We start from the raw sequence: 17,897 nt of genomic DNA, 5'->3' as shown, positions 1-17,897 counted from the left end.
CGTCTCGCTTTGATGAGTCTTGAGTCTTGCGAGGTTCGGCGCGGGGCACGTTCGCCCCGCGCCAGGGAAGGAAGGGCCTACTGCTTCTGCTCGGCGTCGTCGAAGCCGAGGATGTAGGAGACCGCGACTGTGACCACGAGTGCTACCGCCACGCTGATCAGCATCTTAACGCCGGTGTCACCGAACGCGGGGAACGAGATCCAGCTCGGCATGGCCGGGGCATAGAGGCGCACGTCGAGGACGGAGGCCACCGCACCACCCGCGGCGCCGCCGGCGCACAGGGCTATGAGCTGCTTGCGGAAGCGGAACGCGAGACCGTAGAGCGCAGGCTCGGTGATTCCGATGAAGGCAGACACGAAGAAGGAGAAGTAGCTTTCCTTGCTGTCGCGGTCCTTGGTCCTGAGGAAGGCGCCGAGGCACATGCCGGCGGCAGCCATGGTGGCGGCAGTGTGCACCGAGGAGAGGTAGTCGTATCCGAGCACGGCGAGGTTGTTCATCATGATGGGTGTGAAGACGGACTGCATGCCGGTGAAGATCACGAAGGGGCGAATGGCGCCGAGGATAGCGCCGCCGAGCGCGGGTGCGAAGTCGAACACGGTCTGGATCACCTGGGCAAGCACGAGGCCGAAGTAGTAGCCCAGGGGTCCGACCACGCCCAGGCAGACGAGCGTCATGACCAGCAGGGTGATGGAGGGCGTGAGGATGATCTTGAGCACGTCGGGCACGAACTTGTCGACGAAGCGGTACACCTTGGACATGATCCAGATCGAGATGACGACGGGGAACACGGTGGAGGAGTAGTTGAGGATGTGCATCGGAAGCCCGAGCACGCTGATGTCGGTGCCAGCCAGCGCAACGATGGTGGGATGGATGAACAGGCAGCCGATGACAGCGCCAAGGACCTGGTCCACGTTGAACTTCTTGGAAGCACCGATGGCCGCGAGAACGGGCAGGAAGTAGAACGGGGCATCGGAGATCGCGCTGAGGACCGTATAGATGCCAGTGTCGGTGGCGAGGACGCCGCAGGAGGACAGGGCAAGCAGGGTGCCCTTAATGATGCCGGCGCCGCACATTGCGGGGATGATGGGCACGATGCAGGCAGAGAGCGTCGCGAAGAGGTTGTTGATGCTGAAGCCCTTCTTCTCGTCTTCGGCTGGCGCGTCGGCTTCCTCTTCCTCGACGGCGGGCCTGCTCTCGATGCCCGAGCGCTCCACGATGGTGTCGTACACGTTCCCCACGGCCGGTCCGATGATCACCTGCAGCTGGTCGCCCGACCAAAGGGCACCAATCGTCCCCGGGAGGTCTGCCAGCGCGTCCACCTCGGCAAGGTTCTTGTCCTTGAGGTTGAAACGCAGCCTCGTGATGCAGTGCGTGAAGTAGGTGACGTTCTCTGCGCCGCCCACGAGCTCGACCACCTGGTCAGCAAGCTCCGAGTAGTCCTTTGCCATTTCCTTTGTCTCCTTCGCTCTTGACCCTCTGATACTGCTCGGGTGGCCAGCTCACCCTCTTGACGATTACAAGTCTATGGGGCAACGGCTGAACTGGGCAGGTATCAAAAACGCAAAGACGTAGACCAGGGGCGTGACACTTCTTTGATTGTGTCGCGGTCTTATCGAAAGCTTGAGGCAGTGCCATCGTGGCATAGGAAATGGGCCGTGCATCCACTGGATGGCACGGCCCAAGAGTCAGAGTTGCCACAGGTCAGAAAGACTAGTCCAAGCATTTGCCGTTCGAAGCAATGATGCGCTGGTAGGCGTAGAAGCTGTCCTTGCGCGTGCGCGCCAGCGTGCCGTGTCCCTCGTCGTCCTTGTCCACATAAATGAAACCATAGCGCTTGGACATCTGGAAGGTGCCCGCGCCGACGATGTCGATCAGCCCCCACCAGGTATAGCCCATCACGTCCACACCGTCGCGGATGGCCTCGCGCATGGCCGCCACGTGCCTGTGCAGGTAGTCGATGCGGTACGGGTCGTGGATGGAGCCGTCCGCCTCCACGGTGTCGTGTGCGCCCAACCCGTTCTCCACCGGGAACAGCGGCACCTCGTAGCGGTCCCAGAGCTCGTTGAGGGTGAAGCGCAGGCCCATCGGGTCAATCTGCCAGCCCCAGGCGCTCGTCTCCAGGTAGGGGTTGGGAGCGGTGGTGACTAAGGACGTGCCACCCATGACCGTGGTCGCGGGCGTCCCCGCGCGCGTCATCAAGGAGATCGAAGACGACCTCGAGGGCTGGGTCGAGGGCGACCTGCTGCGATAGGGCATGCCGGGGCTCCTCGGCCCTGGGCGCCTCGTCCCTCTGCTGCCGCGACTGATGAATCCCGCCGCCTGGACAAATCGCAAACGCATCTCTCAATGCACCGTTCGCCGATTCGCCGCCCCGGGAGCCGGGGCGGCGAAGGCCGTCAGTACCGTTTTGGTCCCCGATTTGGGAGTCGTCTGGATTGGGCACAAAAAACGCCGCTCTACCTGCGGCTCGTTTACATCTATGGGTAACGCTCGTTACCCAGATCAGGTTCTCGGGTCAGGGCCGCGGTGGGCCCAGTCTCAGCCAGCGTGCGCCAGCTCCCCGTTTCGGACGCAATTGTAGCGCAAATCTAGAGAACGAAAGCGACCCTGAGACCAAAACGTTCGACACGATGCCCCAGCCGCGGACCGCCGCCTTACCCTCAACCAGATGCCGTCCCCACCCCGGCCACGCGCCTCCATGTCCGCACGACCTCCGCCTTGAGAAAGGCCTTCAGGGGCTCGAGGTCGCGCTCGGCATCCCATGCCTCCAGGGCACCAAAGTAGGCGGCCCTGTCGTCCTCGAACACCACAACGGGAGGGTGGTTGTGCATGAGCAGCAGGTAGTTCATGAGCTCCCTGCCACAACGACCGTTCCCGTCGGAAAAGGGGTGGATGTTCTCAAAGACCGCATGAAAGTACGCCGCGACGGTGAGCGCCTTGCCCTGGGGGGCTCGAGTGACCTCCGATACCAGGGATGCCATTTCCCCGCGAACCTCGGCTGGAGTCGCGCCCACGTCTCCCACGCCGACTATGTAGTCCCCCAGCTTATACGTTCCGGGACGCTCGCCCGCAGCCCATCTCCTGTTGTCATAGGTGCCTTGGGTCAGGGTGCGATGCACGTCCAACACGAACTGCTCGTCAATCGGCCGCCTGTTTGCGAAGGCATCCAGGATGACCTCGTGGCATTCCTTGAGGTTTTGTATCTCGAAGAGCGTGCGGGGGTCGCCCGAAAAGCCTGCCACGCGCCCGTCCTCAAAGACGTCCCTGGTGTCGCGATAAGTAATCGAGGGATTCTCGATGGTTCCCGAATGGTAGGCAAAACGCACCCGATAGTCAGCAAGCGCGACGGCAAGTCGGTCTCGATCGACGATGTCCCGATCGGCCCATTCGGCGACGACGTCTTGATAGGCCGCCTCGACAATGCGAGCGTCATCAACCATGCGACACCTCACAAGTAGTCCGACAGGGCGACCCGAGGGCCGTCTTTAGCGAGCCCCCGTGCAACGCGCCTCGTCACCGCGCCCACCGCCTCGCCCGCGCCACCCCGCGCGCCTGAGGTCTCCGCGCGAAGGGCAACGTCCAAATGGGTAAGCACATGGATGGCCTTCCCCACCTCCGCCGTCTGCTTACCGCGCTCGAGCTCTGAAATAAAGCGCTGGGAACACCCGCATTGTTTTGCGAGGGCGCGCTGGGACAGGCCGCTGGCCCGGCGGGCCAGACGAACCGCACGTCCAAGGTCCGCCGCATCCTTGATGGTCTCGCAAATCACAAGCAGCCCCCAACTGAATACCGTTCGTTACTCACATATGCATTCTATACCACGTACGGCACTCATACCCCGTCAGATCCCTTGGCTCCAAGAACGCGACCTCGTCCGACCTCGTCCGCCACTGAGTTTCGTAGAGTTTCGCAAAGGGCGTACACACGACGTCGTGGGCGCCCCAACAACTTGCGCTAAGCTGCTCCAAGCTGCTCGCCAACAGGCTCTACACAAAAGGAAGGCTCGGCAGGGCCTGGGTCGTCATGCGAAGTGACGTGTTGTAAACAAGGGCGTTCCGCTTGACAAAACTATGGCGAACACCCCCCTTGCGGCGCGACTCGTCACCACAACGCGCGCCTCGATGAGGGCGACCTCCTCGCCCTCGCATGTGGGACGCAAGACGTAGCGGCCGGCAGCCGCGGGCACAGATGAAGGTCTCAGCGTAATGCACCTCGAGGGGCGCGGAGGAGCCGGTGGGGCTCTCGACGACGACGGAGGTGCCGTCCACCAGGTTGAGCATGCGCACGTTGCGCGTGGCGTCACGCTCGACGGCCACGCGCGTGATCAACAAAGTAGAGAATCTTCTCTATGTATTTTAGAGGAAGCGCCAGGCGAGCGACGGCAGCGGGCCGGCGCGGGCCGCACGCCCCGCGGACACCGCCACGGGCGTGCACGTTGGGCTATGTTATCTAGAGCACAGGTTTCGAGGGCGTCGCATCGCGGCCGCCAATCGCTGCGGTCGGGCGTCGGCGCCCGTGAAAGTCATCCGGAAAGGGCACGGCATGGAGCAGATAGCAGACGGCATCATCTACATCGGCGTGAACGACCACAACATCGACCTGTTCGAGGGCCAGTACATCGTGCCCAACGGCATGGCCTACAACTCGTATGCGATCGTGGACGAGAAGGTCGCGATCATGGACAGCGTGGACGCGGGCTATGGCGACGAGTGGTTCGCCAACATCGACGCGGCGCTCGAGGGCCGTGCGCCCGACTACCTGATTGTCCAGCACATGGAGCCCGACCACGGCGCCAACGTGGCCGCGTTCATGGAGCGCTACCCGAGCGCGCAGGTCGTGGCCAGCATGGGCGCGTTCAACATGATGCAGAACTACTTCGGCACCAAGTTCGAGGGGCGCTCCGTCGTCGTGAAGGAGGGCAGCACCCTCGAGCTCGGCGGGCGCGAGCTCACCTTCGTGGCGGCCCCCAACGTACACTGGCCCGAGGTCATCTTCACCTATGACGCGAGGGACAAGGTGCTCTTCTCGGCCGACGCGTTCGGCAAGTTCGGTGCCCTCGACGTCGAGGAGGACTGGGACTGCGAGGCCAGGCGCTACTACTTCGGCATCGTGGGCAAGTTCGGCCCCGCGGTCCAGAAGGTGCTCGCCAAGGCCGCCGGCCTCGACATCGAGGTGATCTGCCCGCTGCACGGACCCGTGCTCAGCGAGAACCTGGGCCACTACCTGCAGCAGTACCAGACCTGGTCGAGCTACGGCGTCGAGACGCCGGGCGTCGTGATCGCCTACAGCAGCGTGTACGGCCACACCAAGGAGGCCGTCGAGCTGCTCGAGGCCAAGCTCAAGGAGAAGGGCTGCCCGCGCGTGGTCGTGACCGACCTCGCCCGTGACGACCAGGCCGAGGCCGTTGAGGACGCGTTCCGCCACGGGCACCTCGTGCTCGCGACGACCACCTACTGCGGCGGGATCTTCCCGGCGATGGACCAGTTCATCCACCACCTGATCGACCACGCGTTCCAGAAGCGCACGGTGGCCTTCGTCGAGAACGGCACCTGGATGCCGGCCGCAACCAAGAAGATGCGCGCGCTCATGGAGGAGTGCCCCGACATCACGTTCGCCGAGAAGAGCGTCACCGTGAAGGGTGCCCTCTCGGACGAGTCGCGCGCCCAGATCGACGCGCTTGCCGAGGAGCTTGCCGCGCAGTTCTAGGCTCCTCTCCCCCGCCCGCGACGTCTCGGCGGCGCGGCACCAGACATGCATCAAACGGCAAGGCCGGATTCCGTCTGGATGCGGGGTCCGGCCTTTCTCCTGCTCACAGGCGCAAAGCCCAACGACGCGCGACCATCGCTGCGAGCGATGGAGCCCCATCGGTTCTGCCTCTGTTTCGGCTCCAAAAACCGGCGCTCAATTACCTACCAAATTACTAGGATATAAAACACGCCGCGGGGAACGGGTCCCCGCACGAACCGATTGGAGCATCTCATGCAGACAACCATCTCACGACGTCAGTTCAGCAAGCTGCTTGGCTCGTCATTCGCTTGCGTGGCAACCATGGCGCTTGCGGGCTGTGGCGCCGCGGGTGGGTCTGCCGGCGCGGCGGGCGACGCCGCGGGCGCGAAGGCCACCGACAGCTTCAGGACGCTCGACCAGATCAAGGAGTCCGGCTCGATCACCATCGGCGTCTTCTCCGACAAGGCGCCCTTCGGCTACGTGGACAACTCCGGCGCCTACCAGGGCTACGACGTCGAGTTCGCCAACCGCCTCGCAAAGGACCTGGGCGTCAACGTGAAGTGGGTCGCCACCGACCCCGCCAACCGCGTCCCCTTCCTCGAGTCGAACAAGGTCGACATCATCCTGGCGAACTTCACCGTCACCGAGGAGCGCGCGCAGAAGGTCGACTTCTCGCTGCCCTACATGAAGGTCCAGCTCGGCGTCGTCTCCCCCGAGAAGGCACCCGTCAAGAGCGTCGACGAGCTCGCCGGCAAGACACTAATCGTCGCCAAGGGCACCACCGCCGAGACCTACTTCGAGAAGGAGCACCCCAACGTCAAGCTCCAGAAGTACGACCAGTACGCCGACGCCTACAACGCGCTGCTCGACGGCCGCGGCGACGCCTTCTCGACCGACAACACCGAGGTCCTGGCCTGGGCCAAGCAGAACCCCGGCTTCACGGTCGGCATCGACGCCCTGGGCAACCAGGACACGATCGCGGCCGCCGTCTCCAAGGGCAACAGCAGCCTGCTGAAGTTCATCGACGACGAGATCGAGGCGCTGGCGGGCGAGCGCTTCTTCCACAACGACTACGACAAGACCCTCGCCCCGGTCTACGGCACCTCCGTCAACCCCGACACGCTGGTCGTCGAGGGCGGAAAGATCTAGCGGGACCGCACGCAGGCGGACGAGAAGAGCATGGCCTTGCTTGGCGCCCTCCCATGTGGAGGGCGCCTCTCTATGCGCCGACGATCGCGTGCAGGCGCTCGAGGTAGGCCTCGGGCAGCCCGTCCAGCACGCGACCGTTGTGCGTGACGACGCCGACGCGCATGCTCTCGCTCGTCTCCACGGGGATGGACGCCACGCCGGGCTGCATCTCGGGCACGAGCATGCCCGACGACAGCGTGTAGCCCAAGGTGCTCACCAGCAGCGTCGTGAGCGTCGCGCGGTCCGAGATGGCCACGCGCTGGCGGTGGGGCAGGTGGCTGAGGGGCTCCTCGGAGTAGTAGAACGAGTTGGACGTCCCCTGGTCGAACGAGTAGCAGGGGTAGGGCTCGAGCTCGTCGAGGGTGACCCTCTCGCGCGTCGCAAGCGGGTGGCGCTTCGACATGAACGCGTGGACGGACGCCGAGAAGAGCTGGGTGAACGTGAGGTTGGCATCCGCCAGGGCCTTCGAGATGATCCGCTCGTTGTAGTCGCTCAGATAGAGGATGCCCACGTCGCTCCTGAAGCTCGCCACGTCGTCGATGACCTGGCGGGTGGTCGTCTCGCGCAGCGTGAGCTCAAAGTCCTTCCCAGCGCACTCGTCGACGATGTCGAGAAACGCCTGCACCGCGAAGGCGTAGTGCTGCGTGGAGATGGCGAGGCGCGACCTCGTGGCCGCGCCCTGCGCGTAGCGGTCCTCGAGCATGCCCACCTGCTCGAGCACCTGGCGCGCGTAGCTCAGGAGCTCGACGCCCGCAGAGGTGAGCGTCACGCCGCGACTCGAGCGGTTGAACGCCTCGATCCCCAGCTCCCGCTCCAGGTCGGAGACGGACGCCGAGAGGTTCGACTGCGTCGTGTACAGGTCGTGGGCCGTCGCCGTGAACGAGCCGTGCTCTGCCACGGCGACGAAGTATCTAAGCTGCTGGAGCGTCACTGGCATCTCCCAACGTCGAGTCCAAAGGGGCAAGGCGGCCGCACGCCGCTTCCCGCTACCTGCTGCGGTGGTCGATCCTGCGGGCCAGGTGGTCGCCCATGGTCTGGAACGCCACGACGAAGATCACGCACAAAAGCACCGCCACTACCATCATGGTCGTGTTCCAGCGCTGGTAGCCGTAGCGAATGGCGATCGAGCCGAGGCCGCCGGCGCCCACGGTGCCGGCCATGGCGACGTACCCGAAGAGCGTGACGAACGAGATCGCCACGCCGCGCACGATCGACGGAAGGCTCTCCCTGATCATGACCTTCGCCACGATCTGCAGGTCGCTCGCGCCGAAGCTGTACGCGGCCTCGATGAGCCCGCCGTCGACCTCGGCGAGCGACTGCTCCACGATGCGTGCGACGAAGGGCGCCGCGCACACGGTCAGAGGCACGATCGCGCCGACGATGCCGATCGACGTCCCCACGACAAGCCGCGTGAAGGGGATGAGCGCGACGAGCAGGATGATGAACGGGACGGAGCGACCGATGTTGATGACCCACCCCAGCACGACGTTCACGACCCTGTTGGGGCGCAGCCCGTCCTCCTTGGTGAGGTGGAACCAGATGCCCAGCAGCAGGCCGATCACGTACGCGAAGAACGTCGAGGCCACGGTCATCACCAGCGACGCCCAGACACCCTCGGCGAGAAGAGCCCCATACTCTGCGAAGAACTCACCCATCGGCTGCATTACAGCACCTCCTCGTCAGACACCGTGCCCTTGCTGTGCGCAATGAGCAGGCGCGTCGTCTCGCTCTGCGGGCTGGTGAGGACCTCGTCGGTCGGGCCCTCCTCGGCGATGCGGCCGCGGTCGATCACCGCGATCCTGTTCGTGACGCGCATCGCGACGTCAAGCGAGTGGGTGATGTGCACCATCGTGACCCCCATCTCCCGGTTGAGGTCGCGCAGGAGGTCGAGGATCTGGATGGTCGTGCGGCTGTCGAGGGCGCTCGTCGCCTCGTCGCACAGCATGATCTTGGGCTCGTTGATGAGCGCACGCGCGATGGAGACACGCTGCTGCTGGCCGCCCGAGAGCTCGCTCGGGTAGCTCTGCGCCTTGTCGGCGATGCCCACGCGCTCGAGCAGTGCCGTCGCGCGCCTGCGCGCCTCTCCCCTGTCGACGTGCATGACCTCGAGGGGGAAGGTGACGTTGTCGAGCACGGTCCGCTGCTGGAACAGGCTGAAGTCCTGGAAGATCATCCCCACGCTGTTGCGAAACGCGCGCAGCTCCCTGCCCTGGTAGCCCGTGACGTCGCGCCCGTCGATCACGATCGAGCCCGACGTGGGCCGGTCAAGCAGGTTGATGCAGCGCACGAGCGTGGACTTGCCGGCACCGGACTCGCCGATGATGCCGAACATGTCCCCGTCGTCGATGCGCAGGTTGATGTCGATAAGAGCGTCGAACGCGCCCTTGCGCGTCCGGTACTGCTTGCTTACGTGTCGTAGCTCGATCATGTCTCTCCCGATTCTCCTGCCCCGAGCGGGGCCGTGCATATGCTTTCAGACGGCATGGCAGACGGATGCCACGGCCAAAAGCCCGGCATCCGTCTGCGACCAGCCATCCGTCGTATGGTGCAAGCGTTAGAACAGTGCGACCACCGCATTCTTGTAGGTGCTGTTGATGTAGTCCTTGACCTTGCTGGAGGTGAGGGCCGAGTAGAGCGCCTTGATCTTCTCCTGGTCCTGGTTGCCGTCCTTCACGACCAGCACGTTGCCGTACTGCTTGGCGGACTCGCCCTGGGAGGACTCGGTGGCGAGGGCGTCGGACACGTTCAGCCCGGCCTCGAGGGCGTAGTTGCCGTTGATGACGCCGAAGTCCACGTCGGCGAGGACGTGCGAGACGTTCGCGGCCTCGGCCTCGACGATCTCGATGTTATGCGGGTTCTCCGTGATGTCGTTCTTCGTGGCGGTCACGCCGGCGCCATCGGCCAGCTTGATCAGGCCCTCCTGCTGCAGGAGGAGAAGGGCGCGCGCCTCGTTGGTGGTGTCGTCCGGGACGGCAATCTTGGCGCCGTCCTTGATGTCGGCCAGGCTCTTGCTCTTGCCGGCGTAGAGGCCGAACGGCTCGTAGTGCACGTAGCCCACGCTCTTCAGGTGCGTGTTGTTCTCCTTGTTGAACGACTCGAGGTAGTTGACGTGCTGGAAGTAGTTGGCGTCGATCTGGCCGTCCTCGACGACCTTGTTGGGCTGCACGTAGTCCTCGAACTCCGTGACCTTGAGCGTGTAGCCCTCGTCGGCCAGGACGCCGGCGACGACGTTCTTCAGGATCTCGGCGTGCGGGACGCTCGAGGCCGCGACGGTGATGGTCTTGTCGGCATCAGCCGACTTGGCCGCCGACGCCGCCCCGTTGCCCGGGCTTCCGCAGGCGACGAGCCCGAGGGACATGACGATGGAGGCACCGAGCCCCAGGACCTGGCGACGGGTGATGTTGGTGATGTCGATCTTGCTCATGGCGTTCCCCTTTTCGTTGTGTGCGGAAGCGGTAGGTCTCATCCTAGGGATGCGCCCGGAATTTGGTAGGAGCCTGAATCTGATGGTCCTCTATCGATAATTCCGATGACCACCCCTGACCTCGCCATCCACCCAGCCGATGCCTACCGGTCGCGGTGGAATTCGAAGGTCTTCAGGAACGCCTTGGCGCGGTCCGTCACGGGCGCGTCGAAGAAGGTCTCGTCACCCTCCTCCACCACGCCGCCGCCGTCGAGCATGACCACGCGGTCGGCGATGGCGCGCGCGAACGCCATTTCGTGGGTGACGATCAGCATGGTGAGACCCTCGTCCGCGAGCTCGAGCACGACCTGGAGGACCTCGTGGACCATCTCCGGGTCGAGCGCCGCGGTCACCTCGTCGAGCAGCAGCACCTCGGGGTCCATGGCAAGGGCGCGGCATATGGCCACGCGCTGCTGCTGGCCGCCGGACAGGGTCGCCGGGCGCGCGTCCGCCTTGTCGGCCAGGCCGACGCGGTCGAGAAGAGCCAGCGCCCGCTGCCGCAGCTCTGCCTTGTCAGCGCCACGCACCAGGACCGGCGCCAGCATGACGTTGTCGAGGACGGACATGTTCGGGAAGAGGTCGTAGCTCTGGAACACCATGCCCATGCGCGAGCGGAGCTCCTGGCTTCTCTCGCGGCCGCTCACCTCCTGCCCGTCGAGCAGGATGGAGCCTCCGTCGATCTTCTCGAGCCCGATGGCGCAGCGCAGGAGCGTGGACTTGCCGCAGCCGCTCGGCCCGACGAGCACCACCACCTCGCCCGCGCGGACGGAAAGGTCGATGCCGTCGAGCACGGTGTGGTCATCGAAGCGCTTCACGAGTCCGCGAAGCTCGAGCACAGGAGATAGGCTCTTCTCGCCCTCAAGGGCGGTCTTGTGGTTGGTTGCGGATGCGCTCATTAGGAGCTCCTTTTCTCGAGCCAGCGCGAAAGCAGGGACAGCGGCCAGCAGATGGCAAAGTACAGAAGGCCCAGGGCCGCGTAGGTCCAGAGCGCCCCATAGGGGTAGTCGAAGCGGTAGAAGTCGATGATCTGCTGGCCGACGCGCACGACCTCGACCACGCCGATGAGCATGCAGAGGCTCGTGGTCTTGACGATGCGGGTCACGAGGTTGACGCTCGGCGGCAGAAGCCGGCGCACGGCCTGCGGCAGGATGACGCGAAGGAAGGCCTGGCGCCGCGAGAGGGCGAGCGCGTAGGCGCTGTCGTACTGCGAGCGCGGAATCGACTCGATGGCGGCGCGCACGAGGTCGCCCAGCTCCGCGGAGCCCCAAGCCGTGAAGACGATGACGCTCGCCACCTCGCCCGAGAAGTTCAGGCCAAGCATGGTGGCGGAGCCGAAGAACACGATGAAGAGCAGGACGAGCTGCGGCATCACGCGGATGAACTCGAGATAGACGCGCAGGACGGCGCGAAGCAGGGGGTTTCTACGGGTGAAGAGCACGCCCATCAGCACGCCCATCGGCAGCGAGAGCGCGACCGACACGAGACTGATGCGCAGGGTGACCGACAGGCCCACGAGGAGGCGGGAGATGGTCTCGCCCTGCAGGAGGAAGTCAGCAGCCATCGGCGAACCTCCTCTCGACGTAGGTGCCAAGCACGCTCAGGGGAACGAGTATCACGGCATACGACACGACCAGCAGGAAGAGCGCCTCGGCGGTGTCATAGCTCTGTCCGATGATGTCCTTGGCCACGTACATCAGGTCGGCAAGGGCGATGCCGCTCACGACCGAGGACTCCTTGACGAGGAAGATGACGTTGGCGACGAGGGCGGGCGTCGCCTGCGCCATGGCCTGGGGAAGGATGACGTGCTGCAGTGCCTGCCTCGACGACAGCCCGAGCACCTGGGCGCTCTCGTGCTGCACGACGGGAACCGCCTCGAGGGCCGAGCGGAACGCCTCGGCCATGTATCCCCCGCCGAGAAAGGCGAGGCACGCGATCGCGCACGCCTCCTGCGAGAGCAGGATGCCCAGCTTCGGCAGTCCGAAGTACAGGAAGAACAGCTGCACGAGCGACGGCGTGTTGCGGCTGAACTCAACGTACGCGCCCGCCACGACGCTCAGGACGGGAACGCGCCACAGGCGGATTACCGCGACAAGAAGCCCGATGAGCAGCGCAAGGGCCACGCCTCCCAGGGAGACGACGACCGTCACCCGGGCAGCGGTCATGAACAAGGGTGCATACGACCCCACCAAATCCCAATGCATGGATCTCCTCTCCAACAAGTTTGAAATCCTAGTACTTTGCTAGGATTCACGCAAAGGGACGGGGCCATGCGAAACCCGTCGGCAACACGGTGCCCGAGGGCCGAGGAGGCACGAGGCAAAGCCGACGCAACGGAAACGGGCGCAGGAGCCGTGGCCCCTGCGCCCGTCTTGCTGACCTATGTGCCCCTAGGGGTGCGAACCTAGGTCATCGGAGGTGTGGCTTGCGGGCCCCCTCCTAGATGGATCCCTCGTCCAGTCCGTACCAGCCAATGCCCTCGGCGTTCCACCCGACGGCCACCAGTGCGTCGTTTTCGAACTTGGACAGGGTGTAGTTGTGTGTGCCCACCGTTGCATAGGGGTTGTACTGGCGATAGACCGGCATGCCCTTGCCCTCATCTGAGTACCAGCCGATGCCCTCGCCCGACCAACCGAGGCTCACAAGCTGGTCGTACTCGGCTTTGCTCATGGTGTAGTGGTGGTCGCCGGAATAGGGGTTGTACAGGCGGTAGACCGGCTCATCCGACTTCTCCGGGGAGATCCAGGCAACGCCCTCGTCGTTCCAGCCGATGCTGATCAGCACGTCCCGCTCATAGGCGGATGCGGTGTAGAAGTGCTCGCCGGAGTAGGGGTTGTACAGGCGGTACATGACCACGGAGTTGGCATTAACCCACTTGGCGTAGAGCGTGAGGTCGCCCTTCACCGGGGTCGAGAAGTCGTACGGCTTGGTGAGGGCGGCGTCCGTGTACCACCCGGCGAAGGTGCGCCTCTGCTCGGGATCGGCGGGGTCGGCGGGCTTGGTCACCGTCTCGCCGTAAGCAACCTTCTGGGCCTCGGGCGCGGTGCCGCGACCCTTGGTGTCGAAGGAGACGGTGAACTCGTCAGCGGTCATCTTCGCGTACAGCGTCACATTGCCCATGATCTTGGTGTCGGCGAAGTCGAACTCATTGCCCGCGGTGCAGTCCTGGTCGGTGAACCAGCCGCCGAAGGTGTGGCCCTCTGCCTGAACGGCACCCGGGTCCTTCGCGTAGCTGGCCTGCTCGACCTCCTGCGCGGCAGGCGCATCGCCGTAGCCGTTGGTGTCGAACATCACGGTGTAGTGATTGATGTTCCACTGGGTGAACAGCTCCATGTCGCTGGTGACGGGATTGGTCGCGATGCTCCAGGGAGTGCCGTCCTTCGTGACCCAGCCGAGGAACGTTGCCCCGGCCTCCGCGGGCCTCGTGGGTTCGGGGAAGGGAAGCTCGCCGATGGCCGTGTTGTACGGAACGACGGACTTGCCGTTCAGCGCCGTGTCGCCGTCGTAGTAGGTGACGGTGCGCTCCTTGGGGATGACCCTCGCATAGAGCTGGGTGTCAGCCGTGATGGCCTCGTTGAAGCTGAAGGGCGCGGTGCAGTCCTCGTTGGTGAACCAGGTGGAGCCGGTCGTCGCGTCCTTCTTGAGCTCGTAGCCCACGTTGTCGCCGGCATCTGCATAGATGTCGTTGGTGGGGTCGTAGGCATGCCCGCCCTTCTCGACCACGTAGCTGGTTTCATACGTCGCAGGCGTGAATCCCTCGGCGTTGAAGAGCTTGTACGAGACGTTGAACTTCTCGATGCCCGCCGGCACCCACTTGGCGTAGAGCGTCGCGTCCGCCGAAACGGGAGCGTTGAACAGGTACGGCTTCGTGCAGTCCTTGTCCTCGAACCAACCGCCGAAGTCACAGCCCTCGGCCGTCGGGTTGGCAGGCTGCGCGGGGATGCTGCCGTAGCCGATCTTTGCAGGCTCGGGCACGCCGCTCACGGTCACGCCTGTCGGAGCGTTGCCGTCGTAGGTAATCGTGACCTGAGCAAAGCTGGCCACGACCGCAACGTCGGCGTCGGGGGTAGTAATCGAGTATGAGGTGTCGCCGACCTTGTTGGGCGTGAAGGGGTCGCCAAACGAGGCGTCGGCGCCGACCGCGACGGCCTGGATGGCCTTCAGACCGTAGCCCGCATCAGGCGTCACCACCATGGAGACCGGAGTTCCGTATTCGACCTCCTTGACGTAATACGTGTAGCCGTCCTCGGTTACTTCAGTTCCGCCCTCGATCGCGGCCGTACCGTTCACGTTGGGATCGACCTTCGTCTCCCCCTCGACCTCGTACACGTCACCGACGGCCATGATGGCAACCGTGTGCTTGGCAACGGACCACTTTGCGTACACGATCGCGTTATCCTGTACGGCGGCGCCGAACTCGAAGGGCACGGTAAGCTCGGGGTCGGCAAACCAGCCCTCGAACACGTAACCAGTGGCCTTGGGGTCCTGCGGGGTCGCTGCCGACGTGCCGCCCGGGACGACCTGCTTGTCAGGAGCGGTGCCATGGCCGTTCATCTCGAAGCGCACCGTGTAGAGGCCGCGGGTCTCGACGTGGCTCTCGTCGCGGGAGCACACGCGCTGCTGCTCTCCAGCCGCCTCGTCCGTGGCCTCCCTGGTGGTCACCCAGTCGCTCCAGACGTGACCCAGCGCTGGGACGAGGACGTGCTCGGGCGCAACCTCGGTCGAAGCGGAGGCATCCGTATAGTACTTGCCGCAGTCCGTGCACTGGTAGTTGTCCTTGCACCCGTCGTCGGCGCAGGTCGGATCCTGCGCCTCGTGGTGCACTATGTCGTGCTCAGAGGCGGTAATGGTCACCCAGTCAGAATATGCTGGATTGCCGCCGTTCTTAGTGACGTAGGCACGCACCTGATAGGTACCGGGCTTCGTGAACTGCACGCTGCCGGTACCCTCATCTACGATGATGCCCCAGCTTGCTGGTTGACGGCTCTCCCACTTGGGCTTGACCTCGAGAATCTTGTCAGTTGCGTCAGTAACCTCGTTGGTCAGAACGTCGTTGAGGTTGACCTGCTTCTTCCAGAAGCCCGAGTAGCTTCCTTGGGCATGAACCTCCGGGGCGTCAAGACTGCTGTCCTTGACCTCGATCTCGACCACGGGAGACTCGATCTTGCCAGCGGCCTGATCGCCGGCAAGATCCTGCCCGTCGAGGTGCTCGCCAGTCTTGGGCGTTGCGGTCGACTCAAACATCCACTTCAGGTAGACAGTGCCACCCGTCGTGCGGTCCTTCGGCCTGAGTGTATTCAAGTCGTAAAGCTCTACTGGGTCTGTTTCAAGGAGGCGCCCTTCGTTGATGATGGTGCCGTTCTCGTCGCAGCGGTTCCACTCGCCCAAACCAGAATCGAAGCCATAGAAGGGCACGTTGAACCTGTTGAAAGCCGAAACCGTCATGGACTGACGGTCAAGCGTGTTGCCCGTATACAGGACGTACTTGCTGTTGGGCGTCGTGACCTTGGAGAGGTCGAACAACGGATAGAGCGGACCCACATCGGAGGTCGACTTGTCCTTGGAAACGCTCAGCTTGCCTGGCGTCTCGTAGAAGTAGTTCTGCGTGGACACATCGCTGACGTTCGCACTATAGAAGCTCGCTGCGTTCTCAGCCACGGCATCCCAGTTGATCTTAGTGCTCTTGGTAAACCCGCTGGCGGTGCTGTGCGTGCTGTACGTGCGGCCATTGATGGAGTCGTAGTCTGCCATCTGCTTGTTCTGCAGGCGACCATAGAGGTCGTCCGTCGCAGCGCACCCGTAGGAGGTATCGGTCTCCTCCTTGGTATCGAACTTGATGACAAGAGACTGCTTGTCATAGCCACCAGGATTGATGCCGCCCTGACCGCCACCAGAGTAGAAGTCGCCACTCGTGGCAAAGATCGCCACCTTGTAGTTAAGGATGACCGGCTGGTTGTAATACTGGTGGTAGGTGGTCGTTTCCGACTTCTGGCTGAGCTCTGCAGCCGTGTGAGGAGGAAGCGCGACCGTAGTTGCCACAGCCTTGCTCAGCTCCCGGGACGTGCTGTGACCCTGCTCGACGCCAGCCGCACCTGCCATCTCCCAAGCAGCGCCCCAGTTGGCACCTGCGGAGATGGTCTCGGCACTGCCTGAGGTCGACTCGCCCCAGCCCGGGCCATCTTCGCCTTCGTCGTCGTTAAAAGAGCCCTGCGTGTCGGCCTGGAACTCGGTCGAGCTCCACCCCAGGTTCTCGCCGATGTTCTCCGACATCTTGGCGGAGGCAAGGGCCGAAAGCGTAGTGCTCGTCGTCTCCGTGACGGAGTCGCCAAGCGTGGCGGAGTGCATGATGTCCTGCTGCTGGCCGTTGGAAATGACGGAGTGGTTCTGACCGTTGTCGCTCGTCTGCATCTTGAAGTTGCCGCTGTGATAGTCAAGCTTTTCTGCGGCGACCGGGACTGCCTCGAAGTCGTAGAAGGCGATGCCGAACGACACGTAGTCGAAGTTGCTCGATGCGCCCTTGCAGTTGACGGCCGTGACGACGTTTGCGAAGCCGGTCGTCTCATCGTCCGAATTGAGGGCGTCCAGCCTCTCACTGCCACCACCCTCGTCCACACCGAGGAATTCATCGACCGAGAGGTTCTTGCCGTTCTGGGAGTCGTAGAGCGACTGGCCCATCATCGTACGCGCGTCACTGAGCTTTGAGATCTGCCTGACGCCCGTGATAAGGAACTGGTCCCAACCGGGATCGCCCGCGCGGGAAGAGTTCGTCTGGCCGAGCTTGCTCGCAAGGCTGTAGCAGCTCCAAACCTCATCTTCGTATTCGTCGGTCGCGCCGCCCTTGCCCATGTTGAAATAGGCGTCGAAGCCCGACTGGGTCATGCTTCCCGTATCTGTTCCATACCCATAGAGGTCCACCAGCTGGTTTGCCTGGTCGCGGAAGACACTGGCCGCGATTGGGGCCCACTTGGGCAGCAGCGTGTTCTTGACCACGGATTCCTTGGCACTTGTGCCAAGAGTCAGCGTCGCCTTGCCGCTATCGTTGCCCAGGCTCTGGTAGTTGAACTTGCCGTCGAGCGTGAACTTGTTGGTACGAGTGATCTTTGGGTCTGTAGAGACAATCTCCGTGTTCTCCTGACCCGTGGCGACCATCTCGCCGGACGAGGTGTCCTGCGTGGCCAGGGATGGACCCTGCGCCGCGCGCTGAGCCTCCACCCCCTGCGCGAATGCTGCAGACACCGTCAACGCCAAGGTACACAAGCCGGCGATGAGGGTCCTCAATCCTTTTCTCACGGCCTACCCCCTTCTCCCCTACCCATTCCCAGCGCCCATGGCCGACACGACCGTGCTCGACCTAAGGCGCCGTCGGGCATGGGGGTGCGGGAGGGCGTTTAAGGAACCATTACTTCGAGAATATATGCTTGGTGGTGACCAATTAACCTCCTCGCACCCACAATTCGCCAGGCGGGATATGTTCCACGGCGAGGTTCACCCAAGAAATGCCACTCCATAGCAAGGGGCAGGC

The 17,897-nt window shown here is 63.8% G+C and carries 13 protein-coding genes and 1 pseudogene; 2 read left to right on the top strand and 12 right to left on the bottom strand.

What is annotated here, in order from left to right; translation table 11 throughout:
- Positions 1-77: 77 nt before the first annotated feature.
- The 4 genes and pseudogenes from M5D76_RS05110 to M5D76_RS05095 all read right to left on the bottom strand — a co-directional run bounded on the left by M5D76_RS05110 (position 78) and on the right by M5D76_RS05095 (position 3,769).
- Complete coding sequence (locus M5D76_RS05110) at positions 78-1,448, bottom strand: PTS transporter subunit EIIC (RefSeq protein ID WP_248922299.1); 1,371 nt, start codon at positions 1,446-1,448, stop codon at positions 78-80.
- 262 nt (positions 1,449-1,710) lie between these two features.
- Positions 1,711-2,136, bottom strand: a pseudogene (locus M5D76_RS05105) (family 1 glycosylhydrolase); the annotation flags it as partial.
- A gap of 524 nt (positions 2,137-2,660) precedes the next feature.
- Complete coding sequence (locus M5D76_RS05100) at positions 2,661-3,440, bottom strand: Fic family protein (protein WP_248922298.1); 780 nt, start codon at positions 3,438-3,440, stop codon at positions 2,661-2,663.
- 8 nt (positions 3,441-3,448) lie between these two features.
- The gene (locus M5D76_RS05095) at positions 3,449-3,769 is read right to left on the bottom strand and encodes a helix-turn-helix domain-containing protein (RefSeq protein WP_248922297.1); all 321 of its coding nucleotides are present in this window, start codon (positions 3,767-3,769) and stop codon (positions 3,449-3,451) included.
- Positions 3,770-4,542: 773 nt separating this feature from the next.
- Between M5D76_RS05095 and M5D76_RS05090 the strand changes: the two genes are divergently transcribed.
- Together M5D76_RS05090 and M5D76_RS05085 are read left to right on the top strand one after the other, a co-directional pair.
- Complete coding sequence (locus M5D76_RS05090; RefSeq protein WP_248922296.1) at positions 4,543-5,706, top strand: FprA family A-type flavoprotein; 1,164 nt, start codon at positions 4,543-4,545, stop codon at positions 5,704-5,706.
- Between the two features lie 273 nt (positions 5,707-5,979).
- Entirely contained in the window at positions 5,980-6,876 is an 897-nt protein-coding gene (locus M5D76_RS05085; protein WP_248922295.1) for a cysteine ABC transporter substrate-binding protein, read from the top strand.
- Between the two features lie 70 nt (positions 6,877-6,946).
- On the opposite strand, the gene M5D76_RS05080 is transcribed toward M5D76_RS05085, so the two are convergent.
- The 8 genes from M5D76_RS05080 to M5D76_RS09270 form a co-directional block, all read right to left on the bottom strand.
- On the bottom strand, positions 6,947-7,852 hold the full coding sequence (locus tag M5D76_RS05080; protein ID WP_248922294.1) for a LysR family transcriptional regulator: 906 nt from the start codon (positions 7,850-7,852) through the stop codon (positions 6,947-6,949).
- A gap of 49 nt (positions 7,853-7,901) precedes the next feature.
- Positions 7,902-8,579 carry a methionine ABC transporter permease gene (locus tag M5D76_RS05075; RefSeq protein WP_248922293.1) on the bottom strand — a complete coding sequence of 226 codons (678 nt, stop codon included), beginning with the start codon at positions 8,577-8,579 and terminating at the stop codon, positions 7,902-7,904.
- Positions 8,579-9,343 carry a methionine ABC transporter ATP-binding protein gene (locus M5D76_RS05070; protein ID WP_248922292.1) on the bottom strand — a complete coding sequence of 255 codons (765 nt, stop codon included), beginning with the start codon at positions 9,341-9,343 and terminating at the stop codon, positions 8,579-8,581. The genes M5D76_RS05075 and M5D76_RS05070 overlap by 1 nt, the downstream gene beginning before the upstream one ends.
- Positions 9,344-9,469: 126 nt before the next feature.
- A complete protein-coding gene (locus tag M5D76_RS05065) occupies positions 9,470-10,339 on the bottom strand; it encodes a MetQ/NlpA family ABC transporter substrate-binding protein (protein ID WP_248922291.1) in 870 nt (289 codons plus the stop codon).
- A 143-nt stretch (positions 10,340-10,482) separates the two neighbouring features.
- The gene (locus M5D76_RS05060) at positions 10,483-11,274 is read right to left on the bottom strand and encodes an amino acid ABC transporter ATP-binding protein (protein ID WP_283102021.1); all 792 of its coding nucleotides are present in this window, start codon (positions 11,272-11,274) and stop codon (positions 10,483-10,485) included.
- The gene (locus tag M5D76_RS05055; protein WP_248922290.1) at positions 11,274-11,939 is read right to left on the bottom strand and encodes an amino acid ABC transporter permease; all 666 of its coding nucleotides are present in this window, start codon (positions 11,937-11,939) and stop codon (positions 11,274-11,276) included. Before M5D76_RS05055 ends, M5D76_RS05060 begins: the two co-directional genes overlap by 1 nt.
- Positions 11,929-12,540, bottom strand: coding sequence for an amino acid ABC transporter permease (locus M5D76_RS05050; RefSeq protein WP_248922359.1), 612 nt, complete (start codon positions 12,538-12,540; stop codon positions 11,929-11,931). Before M5D76_RS05050 ends, M5D76_RS05055 begins: the two co-directional genes overlap by 11 nt.
- Positions 12,541-12,814: 274 nt before the next feature.
- Entirely contained in the window at positions 12,815-17,611 is a 4,797-nt protein-coding gene (locus M5D76_RS09270) for an InlB B-repeat-containing protein (RefSeq protein WP_248922289.1), read from the bottom strand.
- Between the last annotated feature and the right edge of the window lie 286 nt (positions 17,612-17,897).

This window comes from Olsenella intestinalis (genome assembly GCF_023276655.1).
Classification (GTDB): Bacteria; Actinomycetota; Coriobacteriia; order Coriobacteriales; family Atopobiaceae; genus Olsenella_J; species Olsenella_J intestinalis.
The sequence above is the reverse complement of the archived record's forward strand: the minus strand, read 5'-3'. Positions and strand labels throughout refer to the sequence as shown.